The sequence below is a fragment of the Glutamicibacter sp. 2E12 genome (assembly GCF_050030965.1).
Taxonomy (GTDB): Bacteria; Actinomycetota; Actinomycetes; order Actinomycetales; family Micrococcaceae; genus Glutamicibacter.
This window is the reverse complement of sequence record NZ_CP188297.1, coordinates 1,794,806-1,811,789: the sequence shown is the minus strand read 5'-3', so window position 1 is coordinate 1,811,789 and position 16,984 is coordinate 1,794,806. Positions and strand designations below refer to the sequence as shown.

14 protein-coding genes are annotated in these 16,984 nt (G+C 61.1%); 5 read left to right on the top strand and 9 right to left on the bottom strand.

The genetic code is table 11. The features are described 5' to 3' along the window. Window position 1 precedes the first annotated feature (1 nt). From ACP3TE_RS08510 to ACP3TE_RS08500, 3 genes are all read left to right on the top strand, one after another. A complete protein-coding gene (locus tag ACP3TE_RS08510; RefSeq protein ID WP_426736034.1) occupies window positions 2–2,521 on the top strand; it encodes a GcvT family protein in 2,520 nt (839 codons plus the stop codon). A 271-nt stretch (window positions 2,522–2,792) separates the two neighbouring features. Continuing rightward, window positions 2,793–3,188 carry a hypothetical protein gene (locus tag ACP3TE_RS08505; protein ID WP_426736032.1) on the top strand — a complete coding sequence of 132 codons (396 nt, stop codon included), beginning with the start codon at window positions 2,793–2,795 and terminating at the stop codon, window positions 3,186–3,188. Window positions 3,189–3,361: 173 nt separating this feature from the next. Then, window positions 3,362–3,844 carry a hypothetical protein gene (locus ACP3TE_RS08500; RefSeq protein WP_332595215.1) on the top strand — a complete coding sequence of 161 codons (483 nt, stop codon included), beginning with the start codon at window positions 3,362–3,364 and terminating at the stop codon, window positions 3,842–3,844. A 344-nt stretch (window positions 3,845–4,188) separates the two neighbouring features. On the opposite strand, the gene ACP3TE_RS08495 is transcribed toward ACP3TE_RS08500, so the two are convergent. Both ACP3TE_RS08495 and ACP3TE_RS08490 read right to left on the bottom strand, forming a co-directional pair. Continuing rightward, a complete protein-coding gene (locus tag ACP3TE_RS08495) occupies window positions 4,189–5,076 on the bottom strand; it encodes a bifunctional 5,10-methylenetetrahydrofolate dehydrogenase/5,10-methenyltetrahydrofolate cyclohydrolase (protein ID WP_402697664.1) in 888 nt (295 codons plus the stop codon). After that, on the bottom strand, window positions 5,073–5,723 hold the full coding sequence (locus ACP3TE_RS08490; RefSeq protein ID WP_402697662.1) for a cyclodeaminase/cyclohydrolase family protein: 651 nt from the start codon (window positions 5,721–5,723) through the stop codon (window positions 5,073–5,075). The genes ACP3TE_RS08495 and ACP3TE_RS08490 overlap by 4 nt, the downstream gene beginning before the upstream one ends. A 471-nt stretch (window positions 5,724–6,194) precedes the next feature. Here ACP3TE_RS08490 and ACP3TE_RS08485 point away from each other — a divergent pair, with 471 nt between their 5' ends. Together ACP3TE_RS08485 and ACP3TE_RS08480 are read left to right on the top strand one after the other, a co-directional pair. Continuing rightward, complete coding sequence (locus ACP3TE_RS08485; RefSeq protein ID WP_133833942.1) at window positions 6,195–6,629, top strand: MarR family winged helix-turn-helix transcriptional regulator; 435 nt, start codon at window positions 6,195–6,197, stop codon at window positions 6,627–6,629. Further along, complete coding sequence (locus ACP3TE_RS08480; protein WP_133833941.1) at window positions 6,626–8,023, top strand: MFS transporter; 1,398 nt, start codon at window positions 6,626–6,628, stop codon at window positions 8,021–8,023. The genes ACP3TE_RS08485 and ACP3TE_RS08480 overlap by 4 nt, the downstream gene beginning before the upstream one ends. A 74-nt stretch (window positions 8,024–8,097) precedes the next feature. On the opposite strand, the gene ACP3TE_RS08475 is transcribed toward ACP3TE_RS08480, so the two are convergent. The 7 genes from ACP3TE_RS08475 to ACP3TE_RS08445 form a co-directional block, all read right to left on the bottom strand. Then, window positions 8,098–8,394: an antibiotic biosynthesis monooxygenase family protein gene (locus tag ACP3TE_RS08475; RefSeq protein WP_332488065.1), complete on the bottom strand. Its 297-nt coding sequence runs from the start codon at window positions 8,392–8,394 to the stop codon at window positions 8,098–8,100. A gap of 102 nt (window positions 8,395–8,496) precedes the next feature. Further along, complete coding sequence (locus tag ACP3TE_RS08470; RefSeq protein ID WP_133833939.1) at window positions 8,497–9,027, bottom strand: ASCH domain-containing protein; 531 nt, start codon at window positions 9,025–9,027, stop codon at window positions 8,497–8,499. A gap of 71 nt (window positions 9,028–9,098) precedes the next feature. Continuing rightward, the gene (locus ACP3TE_RS08465; protein ID WP_426736029.1) at window positions 9,099–11,657 is read right to left on the bottom strand and encodes a sigma-70 family RNA polymerase sigma factor; all 2,559 of its coding nucleotides are present in this window, start codon (window positions 11,655–11,657) and stop codon (window positions 9,099–9,101) included. Window positions 11,658–12,065: 408 nt separating this feature from the next. Beyond that, entirely contained in the window at window positions 12,066–13,376 is a 1,311-nt protein-coding gene (locus ACP3TE_RS08460; protein ID WP_133833937.1) for a hypothetical protein, read from the bottom strand. Then, window positions 13,373–14,737: a glycosyltransferase gene (locus tag ACP3TE_RS08455; protein WP_426736027.1), complete on the bottom strand. Its 1,365-nt coding sequence runs from the start codon at window positions 14,735–14,737 to the stop codon at window positions 13,373–13,375. The genes ACP3TE_RS08460 and ACP3TE_RS08455 overlap by 4 nt, the downstream gene beginning before the upstream one ends. Next, the gene (locus ACP3TE_RS08450; protein WP_133833935.1) at window positions 14,734–15,654 is read right to left on the bottom strand and encodes an ATP-grasp domain-containing protein; all 921 of its coding nucleotides are present in this window, start codon (window positions 15,652–15,654) and stop codon (window positions 14,734–14,736) included. The genes ACP3TE_RS08455 and ACP3TE_RS08450 overlap by 4 nt, the downstream gene beginning before the upstream one ends. Then, window positions 15,654–16,568 carry a PIG-L deacetylase family protein gene (locus ACP3TE_RS08445; protein ID WP_133833934.1) on the bottom strand — a complete coding sequence of 305 codons (915 nt, stop codon included), beginning with the start codon at window positions 16,566–16,568 and terminating at the stop codon, window positions 15,654–15,656. The genes ACP3TE_RS08450 and ACP3TE_RS08445 overlap by 1 nt, the downstream gene beginning before the upstream one ends. Between the last annotated feature and the right edge of the window lie 416 nt (window positions 16,569–16,984).

The following is a 16,984-nucleotide window of genomic DNA, read 5'->3' as shown; positions in this document are numbered from 1 at the left end:
CATGTCCCGTCTTTCCCCTCGGATCCTCATCATCGGCGCCGGCATCGTCGGCGCCAACCTCGCAGACGAACTGGCCGCGCTGGGCCACACCAATACCCTGGTCATCGAGCAGGGTCCGCTGGATCTTCCCGGCGGCTCCACCTCGCACGCCCCGGGCCTGGTCTTCTCGTCCAACCCGTCCAAGTCCATGACCGAATTCGCGCAGTACACCATCGAGAAGCTCACCGGCCTGGTGGGCGCCGACGGGCGCGGCTCCTTCCTTCCGGTGGGCGGACTGGAAATCGCCACCACCGATGAGCGCCTGGCCGACCTGCATCGCCGTGCCGGCTGGAACCGCTCCTACGGGGTCGACGCCGAAGTCATCGACGCCGCCGCCTGCCTGGCGAAGTTCCCGATGCTCAACCCGGAGAAGGTCCTGGGCGGCCTGTTCACCCCGGGCGACGGGCTGGCCCTGGCCGCCAAGGGCACCGCGCTGGTCATGGAACGCGCCAAGGCCGCGGGAGTCGAGTTCCGCGACCGCACCATCGTCACCGATATCGAGGTCTCCGGCGGCAAGGTCGCCGCGGTCATCTGCGGCGAGGAGCGCTTCGCGGCGGACATCGTGGTCTCCTGCGCAGGCTTCTGGGGACCGAACATCGGCAAGTTGGTGGGCACCTCGATCCCGCTGCTGCCGCTGGGCCACCAGTTCGCCTGGAGCACCCCGGCCCCGTCGCTGGCCGGAGTCAACGAGCTGCCGGCCGGTGCCAGCCGCCCGATCCTGCGCTACCAGGACCGCGACCTCTACTACCGCGAGTGGGGAGATCGCATCGGCATCGGCTCCTACGCCCACCGCCCGATGCCGGTGGACCTGGACACCTTGCAGGCCTACCGCCCGGAAGAGATCACCCACGAGCGGATGCCTTCCTCACTGGAATTCACCCCGCAGGACTTCGCCGCCGAATGGGAAGCCAGCCAGGAGCTGCTGCCGGATCTGCGCAATACCCGGATCCAGCGCGGCTTCAACGGCATCTTCTCCTTCACCCCGGACGGCGGCTCGCTGGTAGGCCAGTCCAGGGAAGTGGACGGCTTCTACGCGGCCGAGGCCGTGTGGGTCACCCACGCGCCGGGCATCGCCAAGGCCGTGGCCGAGCTGATCACCACCGGCACCTCCACGACGGACCTGAGCGACTGCGACCTGAACCGCTTCGAGGACGTGCAAACCACCAAGGAGTACGTCAGCGAGACCTCGCAGCAGAACTTCGTGGAAATCTACGATGTCCGCCACCCGCTGGAACCGCGCACCAAGCCCCGCGCCGTGCGCACCAGCCCGTTCTACTCCCGCCAGCAGAAGCTGGGCGCCTTCTTCCTGGAGGGCACCGGCTGGGAGCGCCCGCACTGGTACGAGGCCAACGCCGCGCTGCTCGATGAATTGCCGGCGGAGTGGGCGGCCCCGGAGCGCGACAGCTGGTCAAGCAAGTTCCACTCGCCGATTGCCGCGGTGGAAGCCTGGAAGACCCGCACCGCGGTGGCCATGTTCGACATGACCCCGCTCAAGCGCGTGGAAGTCACCGGCCCCGGTGCCGGGCCGATGCTCCAGGGCTTGACCACGGCGAATATGCTGCGTGCCCCGGGCATGGTCAGCTACACCCTGCTGCTGGACCATGCCGGCGGCATCACCAGCGACATCACCGTGGCCCGGCTCTCCGAACAGGTCTACCAGGCCGGCATCAACTCCAACGTGGATGTCGCCTACCTGGACCGCGAAGCGCGCAAGTTCAATGAGGCCAACCCGGGCCAGTGGGTGGCAGTTCGCGATATCACCGCCGGGACTTCCTGCATCGGCCTGTGGGGCCCGCTGGCCCCACAGGTCATGGCCAAGATCAGCGACGACGATATGGGCAACGAGGGGCTGAAGTACTTCCGCACCAAGCAGATCTCCATCGCCGGCATCCCGGTCACCGCGATGCGCCTGTCCTACGTGGGCGAATTCGGCTGGGAGCTCTACGCCTCGGCGGATGTCAGCGCCAAGCTCTGGGATGCGATCTTCGAAGCCGGGCAGGAGCACGGCATCATTGCCGGCGGGCGCGAGGCGTTCAACTCCATGCGACTGGAGAAGGGCTTCCGTTCCTTCGGCACCGATATGACCAGCGAGCACGAACCGGAACAGGCCGGTTTGGGCTTCGCGGTGAAAGCCGCCAAGACCGCGGACTTCGTGGGCAAGTCGGCGCTGGCCGAACGTGCCGCGGCGGCCACCAAGCGCCTGCGCTGCCTGACCGTGGATGATGGCGTGTCCATGGTCCTGGGCAAGGAACCGGTCTACGTGGATGGCAAGCCTTCCGGCTACGTCACCAGCGCCGCCTACGGATACACGGTCCGCAAGCCGATCGCCTACGCGTGGCTGCCGATCTCGGTGGAAACCGGTGACCCGGTGGCGATCGAGTACTTCGGCAAGCAGATTGCCGCCACCGTGGTCGATGATCCGCTGTACGATCCGCAGATGGACCGCTTGCGCGGAGTTTCGCTGGCTACTTCGGCCAGCTAGCGGCTAGACGCACATACCCGGGGCCGGGCACCGCTCATGCGAGCGGTGCCCGGCCTGTCGTCGTTAACCTGCGTGGCTGCCTGCACGCCGAGGCGGTACGCCATGCATTCATGCCTCTTAATAGGGATGCCCTGCCGATAGCGGCCGTAGCGCTCTCTGGACTCACTGGCCTCACTGGCCTTCTAGCCGCGTCCGGGAAAAACCAGCTTGTCCATTTGGAGAGAATACATGTAGCCTATCTAATAGTTAGACTTTCTAATTACATTAGGCGATGAAGCAACTCAACACAGCGGAGCAGATGATGAGTGATTCCTTGGCAGTTCCCGCAGAGGCAAGTCCGGTTCACAGCTCAGCCTGGGACACCCGGATCAGCCATGTCGCCGCGCTGGCAACCCGGCTGTGCCAAGAGAAGGATGCAGTCCACTCCGCCTTCTGCAGCATTTCCGGATTCCCGAATGAGCTCATCGTGAATCTGGCCTGCACCGCTACGGGCGAAGAGCATGTCCCAATGATCATGCTCTACGTGAACGACACGTTGCTTCCGCAAATGGAAAGGTCTCTCGGCATCCAGTTCGAGGTGCGAAACCTCCACTTCGCCGTTGCCGGCAGGGAAGTCCATGCTCCCGCAACCGCTGGGTTGAAGGGCTGCTCGCCCACCATGGATTGACTGGACCAGCCATTGACCGAGCCCATCCCTGCCACCTCGAAGGATCCCCGGGGTGCCCACGCGGACCTGACATTGATTTAGCCCCTCCGCCAGTGGAGGAATCCCCTCTCGGGTGGCGATTCCTTCGAGCTTGCTTGTTTTCTTATCCAGCGCAAGAAAAGGAAGTAACTGAAATGGCAGGTCGCATCGCTAGAACCCAAACCGCGCTCAGGGTCGCGGATTTCCTCGCGACGCGCGAGGGCAAAACTCATCTGTCGCAGTACGGATGGGTTCCCGGAATGCCCATCGTGATGACTCGGGCCACAGAATCAGCAGATGACGCCATGGGAATGGTCTCGATCCATGGACGTGCGGCCCTGGTGGCAATGCTCGACCCGCTGACCTCGGAACTGCGGATACTGCATATCACCACCCCGCAGCCTGCACTCAAGAAGGTCCGGGTCTCTCCGGCAGGTCTCACCATGGGGGACTTGTTCGAGCAGCTTGCCTCGACGCTGATCGTCGAATTGCGCGTCAGGTTCTGGAACCACACCGCCGTAGCGCACATCATCCCGTCGTGCCCCGGCATGAAGAATGCGAACGACTCCTGGGGCGCTGCCTTCCCACGGACCCAGCGGCCGCTGGAAACCACTGCCCAGGCAGCTGCCCTCCCCTGATCCGGCGCGACTGCCGGTAACTGGGCGAAGGGATCCAGGAATGGAATCGAAGCCAGTGCGCGCTGGGATCAACTGTGCCTCCTCGCGCTGAATCCCCGCCAGAGAACCTTCCCTGCCCGCCGCGGAACAGCACCCATGGGAAAGCCGCCGCATCATCAACCTCCCAATCGATGATGCGGCGGCGGCACGTGGTGCACCTGGCCGGCGGCAGATCCCAGTTCATGTCCCCGCCGGCGTGCACCGTGCCCGTGGTTCGCTTCGCCATGGCAATTGCGGTTCCGGCATTGAGGGTTCCACTGCCAGCTGGCTTGCCCGCAGCGGAATCCGGAACACCGGCCAGCCAGCTACCGGCGTCCGGCCATGTGCGCTCCCTTCGCCGGGGCCGCCTGCTGGCTTGCCGCCGCGGCCTGCGCGGCATGCAGGACCAGCAACGCCGTCGTCACCGTGCCCACGCCGCCGGGAACCGGGCTCAGGGCCCGCACCAGCGGACGCACCGATGCCGCATGGACGTCCCCCACCAGCTTTCCTTCGGCGTTGACGTTCGTTCCGACATCGATCACCACAGTACTTTCTTCCGCGTCATTGCCGGTGAGCAGGTTCGCCTTGCCCACGGCCATGACAACCACCGCGGCGGACTTCGTGAAATGGGCCAGATCGGCGGTCCTCGAATGGCAGATGCTCACCGTGGCATCGCGCTGCAGCAGCAGCTGGGCCAGCGGCTTGCCCACCACTGCAGAGCGCCCGACCACCGCGACATGCTGCCCGGACAGCGGGATCCGGTAGTGCTCCAGGATCTCGATGACCGAGCGTGCGGTAGCCGGGGCAAAGGCCGGCTGGCCGACACTGAGCCGTCCCAGGCTCAGCGGATTGGCCCCGTCAATGTCCTTGGCCGGGTCGATCAGCGCCACCAGCGCCGCGGCATCCACTCCTGGCGGCAAGGGGGTCTGCAAGATGATTCCGTGCACCGAGCTGTCCTCGTTCAAAGCGGCGATCGCTTCGGACAGCTGCTCCTGGCCGGACCCGGTCAGGTCCACAACCTGGCAGTCCACCCCGAGCTGTGCCGCGGCCCGTTCGATCGAGCGCACATACCAGGCGGTGGCCTCGTTATCGGTGGCCAGCACGACTGCGATCCGGACACTGGTGCCCTCGCTGGCCATGCGCACCACCAGTTCTTCGGTGCGGGCGCGGATCGCTTCAGCCACCGGCTGCCCGGCTAGATTGCGCGCCGTCATGCTGCCACCACCGTATGGGCGTGCGCGCTGAGCTCTTCGGCATGGGCGATCGCCTCGCTGGCCTCGCTGGCCGCCTGGACCAGCCGGTCGCGCTGGGCGACGTCCTTGATTGAGCTGATATTCATTTCCAGGGTGGCCAGCGCGGTAGCCAAGGCCGCCCGGGCAGCTTCGGCCGCGGCGGCCACGTCGCTGAGGACCGATCGGTTGCCAATGGGCAGCAGGCGCTGGCCCAGCTTGATGATCTCAGTGGAGGCCTCAACGGTAGAGACCAGCGGTGCGGCGGCGGCGATGGTGGCGTTTTGGATGGCCGCGCTGCGCTCCGACTTCTGCTCGTCGCTTTCCTTGGGAAGCTTGTACGCGGCACCCAGGGCGCCGAACAGCCTTTCGTCTTCCTCCGCGGCGAAGAGCCCCTGGCGCATCAGCAGCCGGGCATGCTCGGAAATCTGCTGGGCCTGCTCCTGGACGTCCGCGTACCGCGGTCCGGAAGTGAATTCGGCAACCATGGACACCAATGCCGCGGCCTGCGCCGCATGCAGGCCCGCGGCCGCGCCCCCTCCTGGCGTCGGGGCGCCCGAGGCAAGCCGCTCAAGGTAGCTGCTGACAGTTTCATTGGAGATCAATGGGGTTTCCCCTCGTTCGGGACGCATGGAAGTTGATCCCTGCACCGTTCGGCGGGATTTCCGGCGCGCAGGACCACGGTCCAGGCCGCCGGAAACCCTTGGTATCCGACTGGTATATCAGGTTATCTTGAAGCCTAGAGCACCTACCGAACGCGGGTCAAGGGTTTTCTGCCACCCGGAACACCCCGGCATCCAAGCGCCACGCGACCGGATCCCCCACTAGTCCATCTAGGAACTGCACATGCCGGCCAACGGGGCCCGGAAGGCATTTTCCCTGCGGCGCACACGCGGTCCCGGCGAAGGGCCAGGCGTGCGCGGCACGAGCCGGAATCCATCAGGAGTGCACCACAGCGACAACCACTTGCTGCGGTGGCATGCCCGCGAACCGCGGGGCCAAGCGAGCGAGCACCACCTTCTCGCGCCCGATGGATCGGGGCAGTGTCCAGCCTCACGAGCATTCCACAAGAAACTTGTACAAGTTAATTGTATTCTATAGCTATGGAAATTGATCCCGAGCCCGCAGACCTTCCCCAGCAAATGCTCGAGGTGCTTTCACCATTGCTGAGCCTGATACGCACGGCACGATCCATCTCCCCGGGCAAACTGGGAATCCTGCACACCTTGGCCACCGAAGGCCGGGCTAGTGCCGCCCGGATGAGCCAGGCCATCGGGGTCAGCCAGCAGGCCATCTCGCTGACGACCAAGGAACTGGAAGGCCTCGGACTGATCGAGCGGCACCGGGATGAGGCCGACCGCCGCAAGCTCTGGTTCCAGCTCACCGATGACGGCCGCCAAAAGCTGGACCAGGAAATCCTGCTCGGCCGGACCGCGCTGCTCCAAGCCATGGGCGAGAACCTGAGCGAGGAGGACCATTCCCTGATCCGCTCCGCCTTGCCCGCGCTCAAGAAAATCAATACCGCGGTCCGCCCATGAACCGCAACGCACCCAGCCAGAGCCCGCTGGTGCCCACGCTGGTCTTCGCCGCGCTGGCCACGGCAATCGTCTCCTCGCTGGGCATGCTGCTGGTCCCCTCGATTTCCCTGCGGTTCAATGTCGATATTGCCGCCGCCCAGTGGATGCTCACCGTGAATCTGCTGGCCGGCGCCGTGGCAACACCCATCATGGGACGCCTCAGCGATGGACCGCATAAGAAGCGGCTGCTGCTCGTCTCGCTGGCGGCCATGTTCCTGGGTTCTGTCATGGCAGCGTCCGCACCGAGCTTTGGCGTGTTTCTTGCCGGACGCGTGCTCCAGGGATTGTCCTACGGCATTGTTCCGGTCACCATCGCCATCGCCAGGCGCTATGTAGCGCCCGAGCACGTGCAGAACACCATCTCCACCTTGTCGGTGACGGTTGCTTCCGGAATCGGCATCGGCTATCCATTGACCGGCATCATCGCTGGCATTTTCGACTACTCCTACGCGTTCTGGTTCGGTGCGCTATTCGTGCTGGCCACCATCTGCGTGGTGTGGAAAGTTGTTCCTGCAGGCCCCGATACCCAGGCCGAGCAACGCCCCTTCGACTACACCGGCTCCGGCTTGCTGGCCCTGGGGCTCACCTCCCTGCTGCTGGCCATATCCGAGGGCCCCAAGTGGGGCTGGGCTTCACCTGCCACCCTTGTTTTGGGCGGTTTCTCGGTCATCGTGCTGATCATCTGGGTGAGGGTAGAAAACAGCCTTGGCCACCCGCTGATTAATCTGCGCACGCTCAAGCAGGGCGAAGTCCTCCTGGCCAATATCTCGGCCATCGCCCTGGGCGCCGCACTGTATATCGGCATGTCCGTATCATCACTGGTAGCCCAGGCAGATGCGGCAACGGGCTACGGGCTGAGCCTGCCGGTCTTCTGGGCAGGATTTGTCATCTTCCCGCTCTCGGTAGGCAGCTTGGCTGCCAACCGCGTGGTGCGCATACTTGCAAAACGCGTTGGCATCCAGGTCATGCTTCCCATTGGAGCGATCATCATGGCCGCAGCAGGCACCATGCTCTGGCTGCTCCACTCGGCGCTCTGGGAGATCTTGCTGAGCATGCTGGTCTTCGGCATCGGCATGGGCGCAAGCTATGCGGCCATGCCGGCATTGATCGCCCGCAGCGTAGCGACCAAGGAGCTAGGCAGCTCGGTAAGTTTCAACCAGGTGCTGCGTACTGTAGGTTCTTCCTTCGGCACGGCGATTTCCGCGGCCATTATCGCCACCCACCCCGGACTCAATGGCGAGGCCAGCCCGGAAGGCATCGACATGACCTTCTTGATCGGCGCACTGCTTTGCATCGCCTTGGGTGCTGCGTTGCTGGCCGATTCGGCACGGCGCAAGTTCAAGGGACGCAGGTAGGCGAAAGGGTCCTGGATGCAGATAACGCCCCGATACCACGAAGGCATCGGGGCGTTGCCCGCAGGCTGCTGCGCCTAGAATTCGACGATCTCGAATTCGAGAAGTTCAGCGCCGCTGGCCACTGGCTTCTTGGCATCGTTGCCAGCATGGGCCGCATCAGCGCGCTGGGTACGCCAGTTCTCGAAGTCCTCGCGGGTTGCCCACTGGGTGTACACGAAGTACTTGTCTCCACCATTGACCGGACGCAGCAACTTGAACCCTTCGAACCCCGGTGAAGAATCCACTGAATGCTTGCGAGCAGCAAAACGCTTCTCCAGTTCCGGTCCAGCTTCGCCGGGAACCGATAGGGCATTGATGACGACAATCGACATGTTCAACCTTTCTTTTCCGGGCTTCTTTCACGGGAAACCCTCTGTCTCCACCCTACGCCCGCGCGTTCTCGACCGCAGGCCAGCGTGACGAAGTTCGACCGGCTAGTCGGCATGCTCCTGCGGCCAGCAAATTTCAAAGCGTTCCAAGACCAGCTCTCCCCCGGCTTTGGCGGTGTCTTCAGGGTTCCAGTCGATTCCTATGGATTTCTGCGTTCGGCGCCAGAATTTTTCATGTTCTGCGCGCCAGTATTCCAGCGAGAGATCCCCTTCGCCCTCGGCCGCGGCAAACTGCGCGTCTACCTCGAAGAACGAGGAACGCTCGACGGAAAGTACTCGCAAAATTGCTCGCGGCTGCCCTTGCCCATCGCAGACAATGCAGTGGTCTTCAGGTTGCGGGACACGTTCGTTGTAATAGGCATAATCGCTAGCCAGAGATGAAGTCGCTCGCTTGGTTCCGTGCAGCATTTCATCCAGAAGCTCATCGGCAAGCGCAGGATGATCACCGAACGATTCGGCGACATAGTGCGGTGCCTCGGTCCGCGGAATCCCCTTGCTCACCAGGTACGCAGACCACATCTGTTCAGCAGCTTCTGCATTGACAGGCGGCAACACTGGAAGAGATTTTTCAGTCATGGAACGATCCTAGCCGCGAAGCACATTCCGGATGGCCCTGGAATGGCAATGGAAGGACGATTGGGCTGCGTCTAGAGTCCTGGAATCTTGAATTCGAACTTCTCCTTCGAGTTCCCTTGGCTTTCAAATGCAATAGTCCGGCCCCCAAGGAAGTAGAACTGCTTCAGCTTTATAGTCATTGGGCCTTCGCAGCTTAGCCTGAACGAATTAGCTCGCATGTTCGAGGGAACGCAGTTCCCCTTGTACGTCATGTTATCCACCCAAAGCCAGTTGAGCCGCACCTCGAAACTTATTGGATCGCTTTCAGAAGCTCCGCTGATATCGAAGGTGTAATTCGCAAAGAATCCACCTTCCTCTTGTGCCATGATGACCTGGAATCCAGACCCGTCTTGGTCGTCTTCCGGCTCAACTGTTGGTTCCGAGGTTGGTTCCGAGGTTGGTTCCGCAGTCGGCTCCACCGTTGGCTCCGGGGTCGGTTCTGCAGTCGGCTCGACTGAAGGCTCCACCGTAGGATCCACCGTTGGTTCCGGGGTTGGTTCAGGAGTCGGTTCCGAGGTCGGTTCTGCAGTCGGCTCCACCGTTGGTTCCGGGGTTGGTTCAGGAGTCGGTTCCGGAGTTGGTTCCGGAGTTGCTTCCGGAGTCGGCTCCACCGTTGGTTCCGGAGTTGGTTCAGGAGTCGGCTCCACCGTTGGTTCCGGAGTCGGCTCGACTGTAGGCTCCACCGTTGGTTCCGGAGTCGGTTCCGGAGTTGGTTCCGGAGTCGGCTCCACCGTTGGTTCAGGAGTCGGCTCCACCGTTGGTTCCGGAGTCGGCTCGACTGTAGGCTCCACCGTTGGTTCCGGAGTCGGTTCCGGAGTTGGTTCCGGAGTCGGCTCCACCGTTGGTTCCGGAGTTGGTTCAGGAGTCGGCTCCACCGTTGGTTCCGGAGTCGGCTCGACTGTAGGCTCCACCGTTGGTTCCGGAGTCGGTTCCGGAGTTGGTTCCGGAGTCGGCTCCACCGTTGGTTCCGGGGTTGGTTCAGGAGTCGGTTCCGGAGTTGGTTCCGGAGTCGGCTCCACCGTTGGTTCCGGAGTTGGTTCCGGAGTCGGCTCCACCGTTGGTTCCGGAGTCGGGTCGACTGTAGGCTCCACCGTTGGTTCCGGAGTCGGTTCCGGAGTTGGTTCCGGAGTCGGCTCCACCGTTGGTTCCGGAGTTGGTTCCGCAGTCGGCTCCACCGTTGGTTCCGGAGTTGGTTCAGGAGTCGGTTCCGGAGTCGGTTCCGGGGTTGGTTCAGGAGTCGGGTCCGCAGTCGGTTCCACTGTTGGTTCCGGAGTCGGTTCAGGAGTCGGCTCGATTGAAGGCTCCACCGTTGGCTCCGCAGTCGGCTCAAAAGTAGATTCAGAGGTCGCTTCAGGCGACGGTCTTGCCGCTGGCATATGTGACAGCGGGAAAAACGGCTTCGTGGATGGCGATTCCACTTGGTTTGTGAATTCTAATTCGTCTTTCGCATCAGGAACAGTTCGTCCAGTCAGGTCCCGCAAGAACATGGCACGGCTCATGACGGCAGATGGCTCGGCCCCAACAATCGGGGCTTCGACTCCTTCCAGCTGGGGCTGGACTGCGCTTTCGGGTGCGGCCCATTCTCTTTCATCATGCACGATCAGTTTCGGTATCAGACCGATGGCGGACGCTGTTACGGCGACACCCACCAAGCCAACGCCTAAAGTAACTGCCAGGCTACTACCTCCTGCAATACTCACACCGGCCCCCGAAGCAACAGAAGCTGCTGTCCCGGCAGTAGCTCCACCAGCAGCCGTTGCCGTGGCTGCCGAAGCTCCCATTCCTGCAATACCTCCCGAGGCAGGAATCCCCAGCGCAGTAATCCCTCCAACGACCAGAGGAAGGACGAAAGCACGCAAAGTAGCACCGATTTCGTCCAGTTCCCCGAACACTACTGCGCAATTCGCGCACGACTTCAAGTGCACCTTGACTCCACGCTCGTTCCGGCTCCCCAGCGTTCCACGGATAAAGGCCGGCAGATGTTCACGAATATCGGAACAACTTGCGGGCAACCCTGACTGGCCATTCATATGCGCAGCCAAGTAGGCTTCGCGCAGTCCCTCTCGCGCACGTACTGCCAATGCGGAAACCGCATTGGGTGTCATGCCGAGCATTGGCGCAACGTCTCTCGGCGGCAGTTCCTCTACTTCGGTGAGCCACAGGACCGTCTTCCAGCGCTCGGTCAAGGCCTTGAACGCGAGGATGGCAAAGGTGGATTCATGGCGTTCCATCGCCTCGTCCGCGTGCGCATCGCCTGGCAGGAAGTCCTGGACGTCTTCGACGGTAATCTGCTTTGAGGCTGATTTGTTCCTGGAAAAGGCTTCGCGCGATACCGCAGTCAGTAAATAGGCGCGGAAGAACTCATCAGGCCCTGCCCCACGTTCGATGATACGGAAGACCCGCAGGAAAGCTTCGGAGACGACATCCTCGGCATCGGAAGGAGAGTTCGTATGCCTAAACGCTACGTTCAGCGCCACTTGCCTGTGCCGTCGATACAGGTGGTCCTGGGCCTCGCTGCTTCCGTTCCTAACGCCACGAATTAAATCTGCATCGCTGACGTCAGCAAAGCGTGCCCCAGAATCTATTGTCATTACGTCCCCATAACGTTTCACGCGACAGCGCCGGTACCCGCCGCCGATCGCCCCAAGGATTCCCCAATCCCCGGAGCCGGCAATCGGCAACCAATGCCCCGTCGACAATGCCGCCCGACTTTGGACGGCATTTTCATCCTTTAGAACCTATCAGGATTTTTCCAATATCTCTATGAAATGGGTTCGAAAATCCTGAAAGGTGGGCGAGCTCCATCCCCCAAGCTTGCAACTCGCCCACCCGTCAGCATCTTCCCCATAAGACAACTGGACGTCTCGAAACCTCATAATTCCTTGTTGCCCAGTTCAGCGCGTACATCACTTAGATACGCGGAAAAGGGAATCATGACGCAAGAATCCGGATTAATCTGAAATTTTTTCTTCGAGCCGGAATTCGCATAGATTCCGCGATTAGTCCGCACCCGGGCGAGTAGCAGGAACCTGGCTCCAAGCACCCTCCAATGCGGACCATATGCTGTCGTCCATTAACGAAGTGGGGGTAACGGAGACATGCAGCAATGAATGGTCCTCGGCATTCAGCAGTTCCTTGCTCACGGAACTGCTGTCCATGGAGCCTGCGCCTTCCCAAAGCCCGATTTCCAAGGAATACTTTTCAGGTTCCTGCTTCATGTACCGCTGTACCAATTCGTCTGTCGAAACCCGATTGGACGATGCGATGCCCCGAAAATTCCAGATGTTCAGGCGGTCAACCACGTTCAGAAGCTGCCCGTAGTCTTGGCCGGAATCAGGGCGTCCCCTTGGATCTCCGTTGGCAGGTGATCGCACATCCATGGTGAGCACCGGACCGGTTTCGTCCAGACTTCCAGCCACTTTCTTCATGATCGAGGTGACTGCGTTTGACCGCCATAGGTAGATTTGCTCTGACGTGGAATCAATCGTTCCGTCAGCAGACCTCGGCCAATCAGGGCGCTCGCTGAACTTCGCAAAGTTCTCCAAGTCATCCTCGCCGAACGTGTAGCTGGGAAACATCAGCTCCGTGACGTTGATGCCATCGGGTGCATAGCGCCGAACGGCTTCACTAACCAGCTCGACAAGCCTGGTATCAAGTCCATCCTCTTTCCACGCCGAGATACTTGCCCAGTTCTTGGAAGGATGCCCCTCGGAGTTGATTCCTGCTAGCGATGGACGGCGCTCCAGCTCTCTGCCCAGCAACGTATCGATATTCAAGTAGATTGTTCGAGGTCTACCCTGCTCATCGCAGCGGAAGGCACTAATCGCTTCAGCAACATAGTCCCGCCCGGTTTGCGTGACTTCGCTGGATTCGACATCGCGTTGGGCTGGCCAGGGGAAAGCCACCCAGTCGAGACGTCCAATGGAGAGCGATACTCCTGTCGCCCTGACCGAATTTAATCGACGGGCAATTTCCGGGATACGGGCAGGATCTTCGGCGGTAATATCTTCAAAACCGACGTTCACAACTCTGGAAAATCGGGGAAGTTGGGTGTCTGTCTTGGAGTGGCGCATGCCGAGGTTGTCTCCTGGGGAACTGGTGCCCTCTGCGCGAGGGGAATCTTGGCAGGCATGCTGCGGAGGCATCGGCTCGACCACCGTGGGGTCCGGCGTCGGGGTCGGTTGATGCGCTGCAGAAGTGGGGAATCTGGTCATGTAGCAAGCAGCCGCCAGCAAAAGAAAAGTCACCAAGCCCGCTATGGCTGCCATTGCCAGTTTCCGGCGTTGACGCTGCATCTTGGCCGCGCTCATGATCCGCTTCCAAGAATGGCAGAGAACTCACCGCTGGAAATGACACCGGTTCTTTGCAGCTTGTTCCATTTGGCGGGCCTCCCGCGGATCTCAAACGCTACCGCTGCGAGCATGGTGAGCCCCATCCCCGTGGCATAGAACGGCCATAGCGGTAGGGTCCACAGGTTCGCCAAATCCCTCCATGCAGTGTTCAGCGCAATGCCAAGAACCACCGAAGCCAGCGTGATTCCGATGCCAATCCAACCGACCACCATCGCGGTGCGACCAATTAAGGTTGCTTCTTCTTCGCCGCCGAAGGTAATCAGCCCGGCCGGGATGAAATAGAGCAATCCGGCAAGCACCAGGATCTGAGCCAGTGGCACCACCACCATCGTGAGAAAATTGAACAGCAGGAACACTCCGAACGGCCCGAACCGGGGGTTGCCGTGCATCCGCCAATGTATCTTGATCGATTGCAGCAGGCCCCGTGCCCAGCGGACTCGTTGCTTCCACAGCGCCTGCAGCGTAGAAGGTGACTCCGCCAAGACAATCGCGCGTGGTTCAAAAGCCACACGATACCCGGCACCATAGAAGCGCCAGGTCAATTCCAAGTCCTCTCCAACCGTATCGGTGCGGAACCCGCCAAGATCCCTGACCAGATCAGCACGGAATGCACCTATATTCCCGGAAACTACCGGCAAGCAATGAATCAGGGACAACGCCCGCCGAACAACCCCCGTTCCCAGATGCGAAAGGACCGAAAGCATCTTGGTCAGCACCCTATCCAGGTTTACAGGCCGGTCGTCACCGCAAACCGCCCCCACCTTCACATCGCGGAATCCAGTGAGCAACCACGGAATAGTCACCGGCGAAAAAATTCCGTCGGCATCGACAAAAACCAGTATCTCTCCAGTCGCGAGGGCAATTCCACGATTAAGTGCCGCGCCTTTGCCGGCATTCTCCTGGCTGATGGCCTGCACCAGGCGATGCTCTTGAGCTAGCTCACGCATCAGCCGTGCGGTGCCATCGGTGGATCCGTCATCGACAATCACCACTTCAGCGAGGTTTCCCTTGCTTCGGACAATTGATTCAACGCAGGCGCGCAATACCACTTCCTCGTTATAGGCCGGGATGATTACCGATACCCTGTAGTCCGGGATCTGCCCGAAATGCCTCGACGCCCGGGTTCGACGGCGGGGCCGCAGAATAGTGTTTGCCGGGCTGCCAGGAGGCACTGACGACAGCTTCCCGTAGCGGGTGAAAAGCAGACCCCGGCGGCATTCGAAAAGCAACGCCAAGGGGATCAACCCCAGCTTGAGCACACCGACGGAAAGGATGACTGCGGTCAGTGTGTAATAGCCAAGAACGAGTGCCGAACTCATGCACAGCCAACTTGCGCTGTGGACGCCACCCCGAGCAAGCGCAATGCAGCATCCAGCAGTTCCGGCGCGGACTGGCTATTGGCTCCGAAACGGGCATTGACCTCGAGCACCACCGGTTGCCCATCGCCACCCAGGCGCACGTCCATGTCTACCGGCCCGACCAGCTCCAGCGACTGCACTGCATTCTTGGCCACCCACGCAACATGAGCGGCTATTGGATCATTCGACTCGCAGCGGCGCACCGATACTGCGTTGCCCACGAGCCCCTCGCGCAGCTCGGTCTTCTCCACCACCACGCAGACCTCGATCTCCCCGGAATCAGGGTTCCTGAAGATCATCGGCGCGAATTCGCGTCCGGGGGCAAAGCGCTGCACAAGATCCCGCGTACCAGCCGGTACGCGGCCTGCCCCGAGGTCTCCTGCCGTAGCCAAGCGGACGCCCCGTCCTCCGCGCGATACGCGTGGCTTGATGATGATCTGCTCTTCCGGGCTGAACTGCGCCAAGGCTTCGCCACTGCCAGCGTTGATCCGGGCAAAATCGGGGACGGGCACGTTATCCCCTCGCAAAGTCAGCATCGTGTAGTACTTGTCGTCGCTGATCAGCACGGATTCTTTCGAGGAAATCAATAATCGGGCTCCGGCCGATTCCAGCAGCTCTCGGATACTCTCTGCCGAAAGCACCGGGAGTTCTTCGCTGACGGTCGGGATAACCAGTTCAGCTGAGTGCTGGAGAACAATCTCTTGAAGCCGAGTGGGGTACTGCTGGTGACCGGCTGCTGGCACCTGGTGGAAGGCGTCGAGCAGCGGATCAGTTATTGGCACCATGTCAGCGCCGATGACGCTATGTCCTCGCGCGTGCAGCTGGCGCGCAAGCGAGCTTCCTGCTGGACCTCCGACCCCGGTGACTAGGATCTTCATTAGAAATCTCCCACTGTGGTTGATACGAGGCGCATTACTTCAAATCCTTCGGCCCGCTGCTGCTTGACCTGGTTGCCACGGAAAGTAGCCATGGACTCGATCCGCGCACGGGTCATATAGGGCTTGTTCCGCTGATCGGCATGTAGCTTGATGGCTTCGACCTTGACGTCGGTGTAGTTCTCGACGTCAACGAAGAAGCTTGGAGAGAAATCATTGCCCACCGAGGGGCTCTCGAAGCAGAGTATGGAGGGCAGTCGCCTCCCGGCGCGCATTACTGCACGGTGCACCGCCTCATGGTCTTGGTGGATATCAGTAGCAGAATGAGTCAGCACGACATCCGGTCCGAAAGCAGCGATTTCCTCCTCGATCGCTGCAACCATCAGGTTGGAATTCTCCGACAGCCGCGTATCGCAAAAGGACCGCACCGTATGGGACTGGGCACCCAGGTAACCGGCTCCGCGTCGGGCTTCTTGAATCCTGCGAGGAGCATGTCCGCCACTTTCACCCTGCGACATGACCACGATACGAACATCATGGCCGGCATCCACCAATTTCGCGATGGTCGCACCGCAAGCCAGCTCGACATCATCAGGATGTGCTCCGACTGCCAGGAAGCGTCTCGGACGGGTGTTGTTCTGAGGCCTTCGTTGCAGCGTCAACATGGACAGGCAGAAAATCAACAATGAGATGGCCATCATTATGGCCACGACTGCCCCGATGTCCGACTGCCCTTGGAAGAGAAGATGCCAGCAGGCCGCGGCTACGAACACCAAGTTGCCAGCAATCCAAGCAACAAGGATGGTCTTGTAGTGCGTAAAGTCACGCACCAGCCATCGTCGTCCCCGCCGGCTCAATGCACTGAAGATCGCGGTTATAGAGGCCACAATGCCGAAGATTGCGAGTGACATACTCATGACGTTCTCTTTCTATGGAGCGTTCAGAAGCGGATCCTTTGCGTTCTTGGCTCTGGTCCTCCTGATAGCGAAGAAAGCCGCATCCCCATGCTGCGCCCGGATTGCTGGGAGATTCCTAAAGCGCATGCTTTCATGCCATCAACGAGTGTCCATTCGATGGATCCATAGAGTTAGAGGGCGCCTGGGTTCACTTCGTGACGGCACTTTCGCAGGAAATCCGAAACTGCGTGTCGGCGAGCAAGCAATACCGATGGCAGTGAGAGCTACAACTGTTAGCTCACTAATGGTTTCAACCGAGGTCCTAGATTCTGGTGACTCATCGCTGCAGGTTCACAGTGCGGAGGGAACCAGACCGGCGAAGTTCAGATGAGAACACCGGGCGGAGAGGCCATCAGCAACGCACCAAATAATCCGGC

Coding starts and splice junctions, on each gene's coding strand:
- ACP3TE_RS08455 (WP_426736027.1), bottom strand. CDS start 14,737: ATGAGTTCGGCACTCGTTCTTGGCTATTACACACTGACCGCAGTCATC.
- ACP3TE_RS08450 (WP_133833935.1), bottom strand. CDS start 15,654: ATGAAGATCCTAGTCACCGGGGTCGGAGGTCCAGCAGGAAGCTCGCTT.
- ACP3TE_RS08475 (WP_332488065.1), bottom strand. CDS start 8,394: ATGTCGATTGTCGTCATCAATGCCCTATCGGTTCCCGGCGAAGCTGGA.
- ACP3TE_RS08470 (WP_133833939.1), bottom strand. CDS start 9,027: ATGACTGAAAAATCTCTTCCAGTGTTGCCGCCTGTCAATGCAGAAGCT.
- ACP3TE_RS08460 (WP_133833937.1), bottom strand. CDS start 13,376: ATGAGCGCGGCCAAGATGCAGCGTCAACGCCGGAAACTGGCAATGGCA.
- ACP3TE_RS08445 (WP_133833934.1), bottom strand. CDS start 16,568: ATGAGTATGTCACTCGCAATCTTCGGCATTGTGGCCTCTATAACCGCG.
- ACP3TE_RS08490 (WP_402697662.1), bottom strand. CDS start 5,723: ATGCGTCCCGAACGAGGGGAAACCCCATTGATCTCCAATGAAACTGTC.
- ACP3TE_RS08505 (WP_426736032.1), top strand. CDS start 2,793: ATGAAGCAACTCAACACAGCGGAGCAGATGATGAGTGATTCCTTGGCA.
- ACP3TE_RS08480 (WP_133833941.1), top strand. CDS start 6,626: ATGAACCGCAACGCACCCAGCCAGAGCCCGCTGGTGCCCACGCTGGTC.
- ACP3TE_RS08510 (WP_426736034.1), top strand. CDS start 2: ATGTCCCGTCTTTCCCCTCGGATCCTCATCATCGGCGCCGGCATCGTC.
- ACP3TE_RS08495 (WP_402697664.1), bottom strand. CDS start 5,076: ATGACGGCGCGCAATCTAGCCGGGCAGCCGGTGGCTGAAGCGATCCGC.
- ACP3TE_RS08465 (WP_426736029.1), bottom strand. CDS start 11,657: ATGACAATAGATTCTGGGGCACGCTTTGCTGACGTCAGCGATGCAGAT.
- ACP3TE_RS08485 (WP_133833942.1), top strand. CDS start 6,195: ATGGAAATTGATCCCGAGCCCGCAGACCTTCCCCAGCAAATGCTCGAG.
- ACP3TE_RS08500 (WP_332595215.1), top strand. CDS start 3,362: ATGGCAGGTCGCATCGCTAGAACCCAAACCGCGCTCAGGGTCGCGGAT.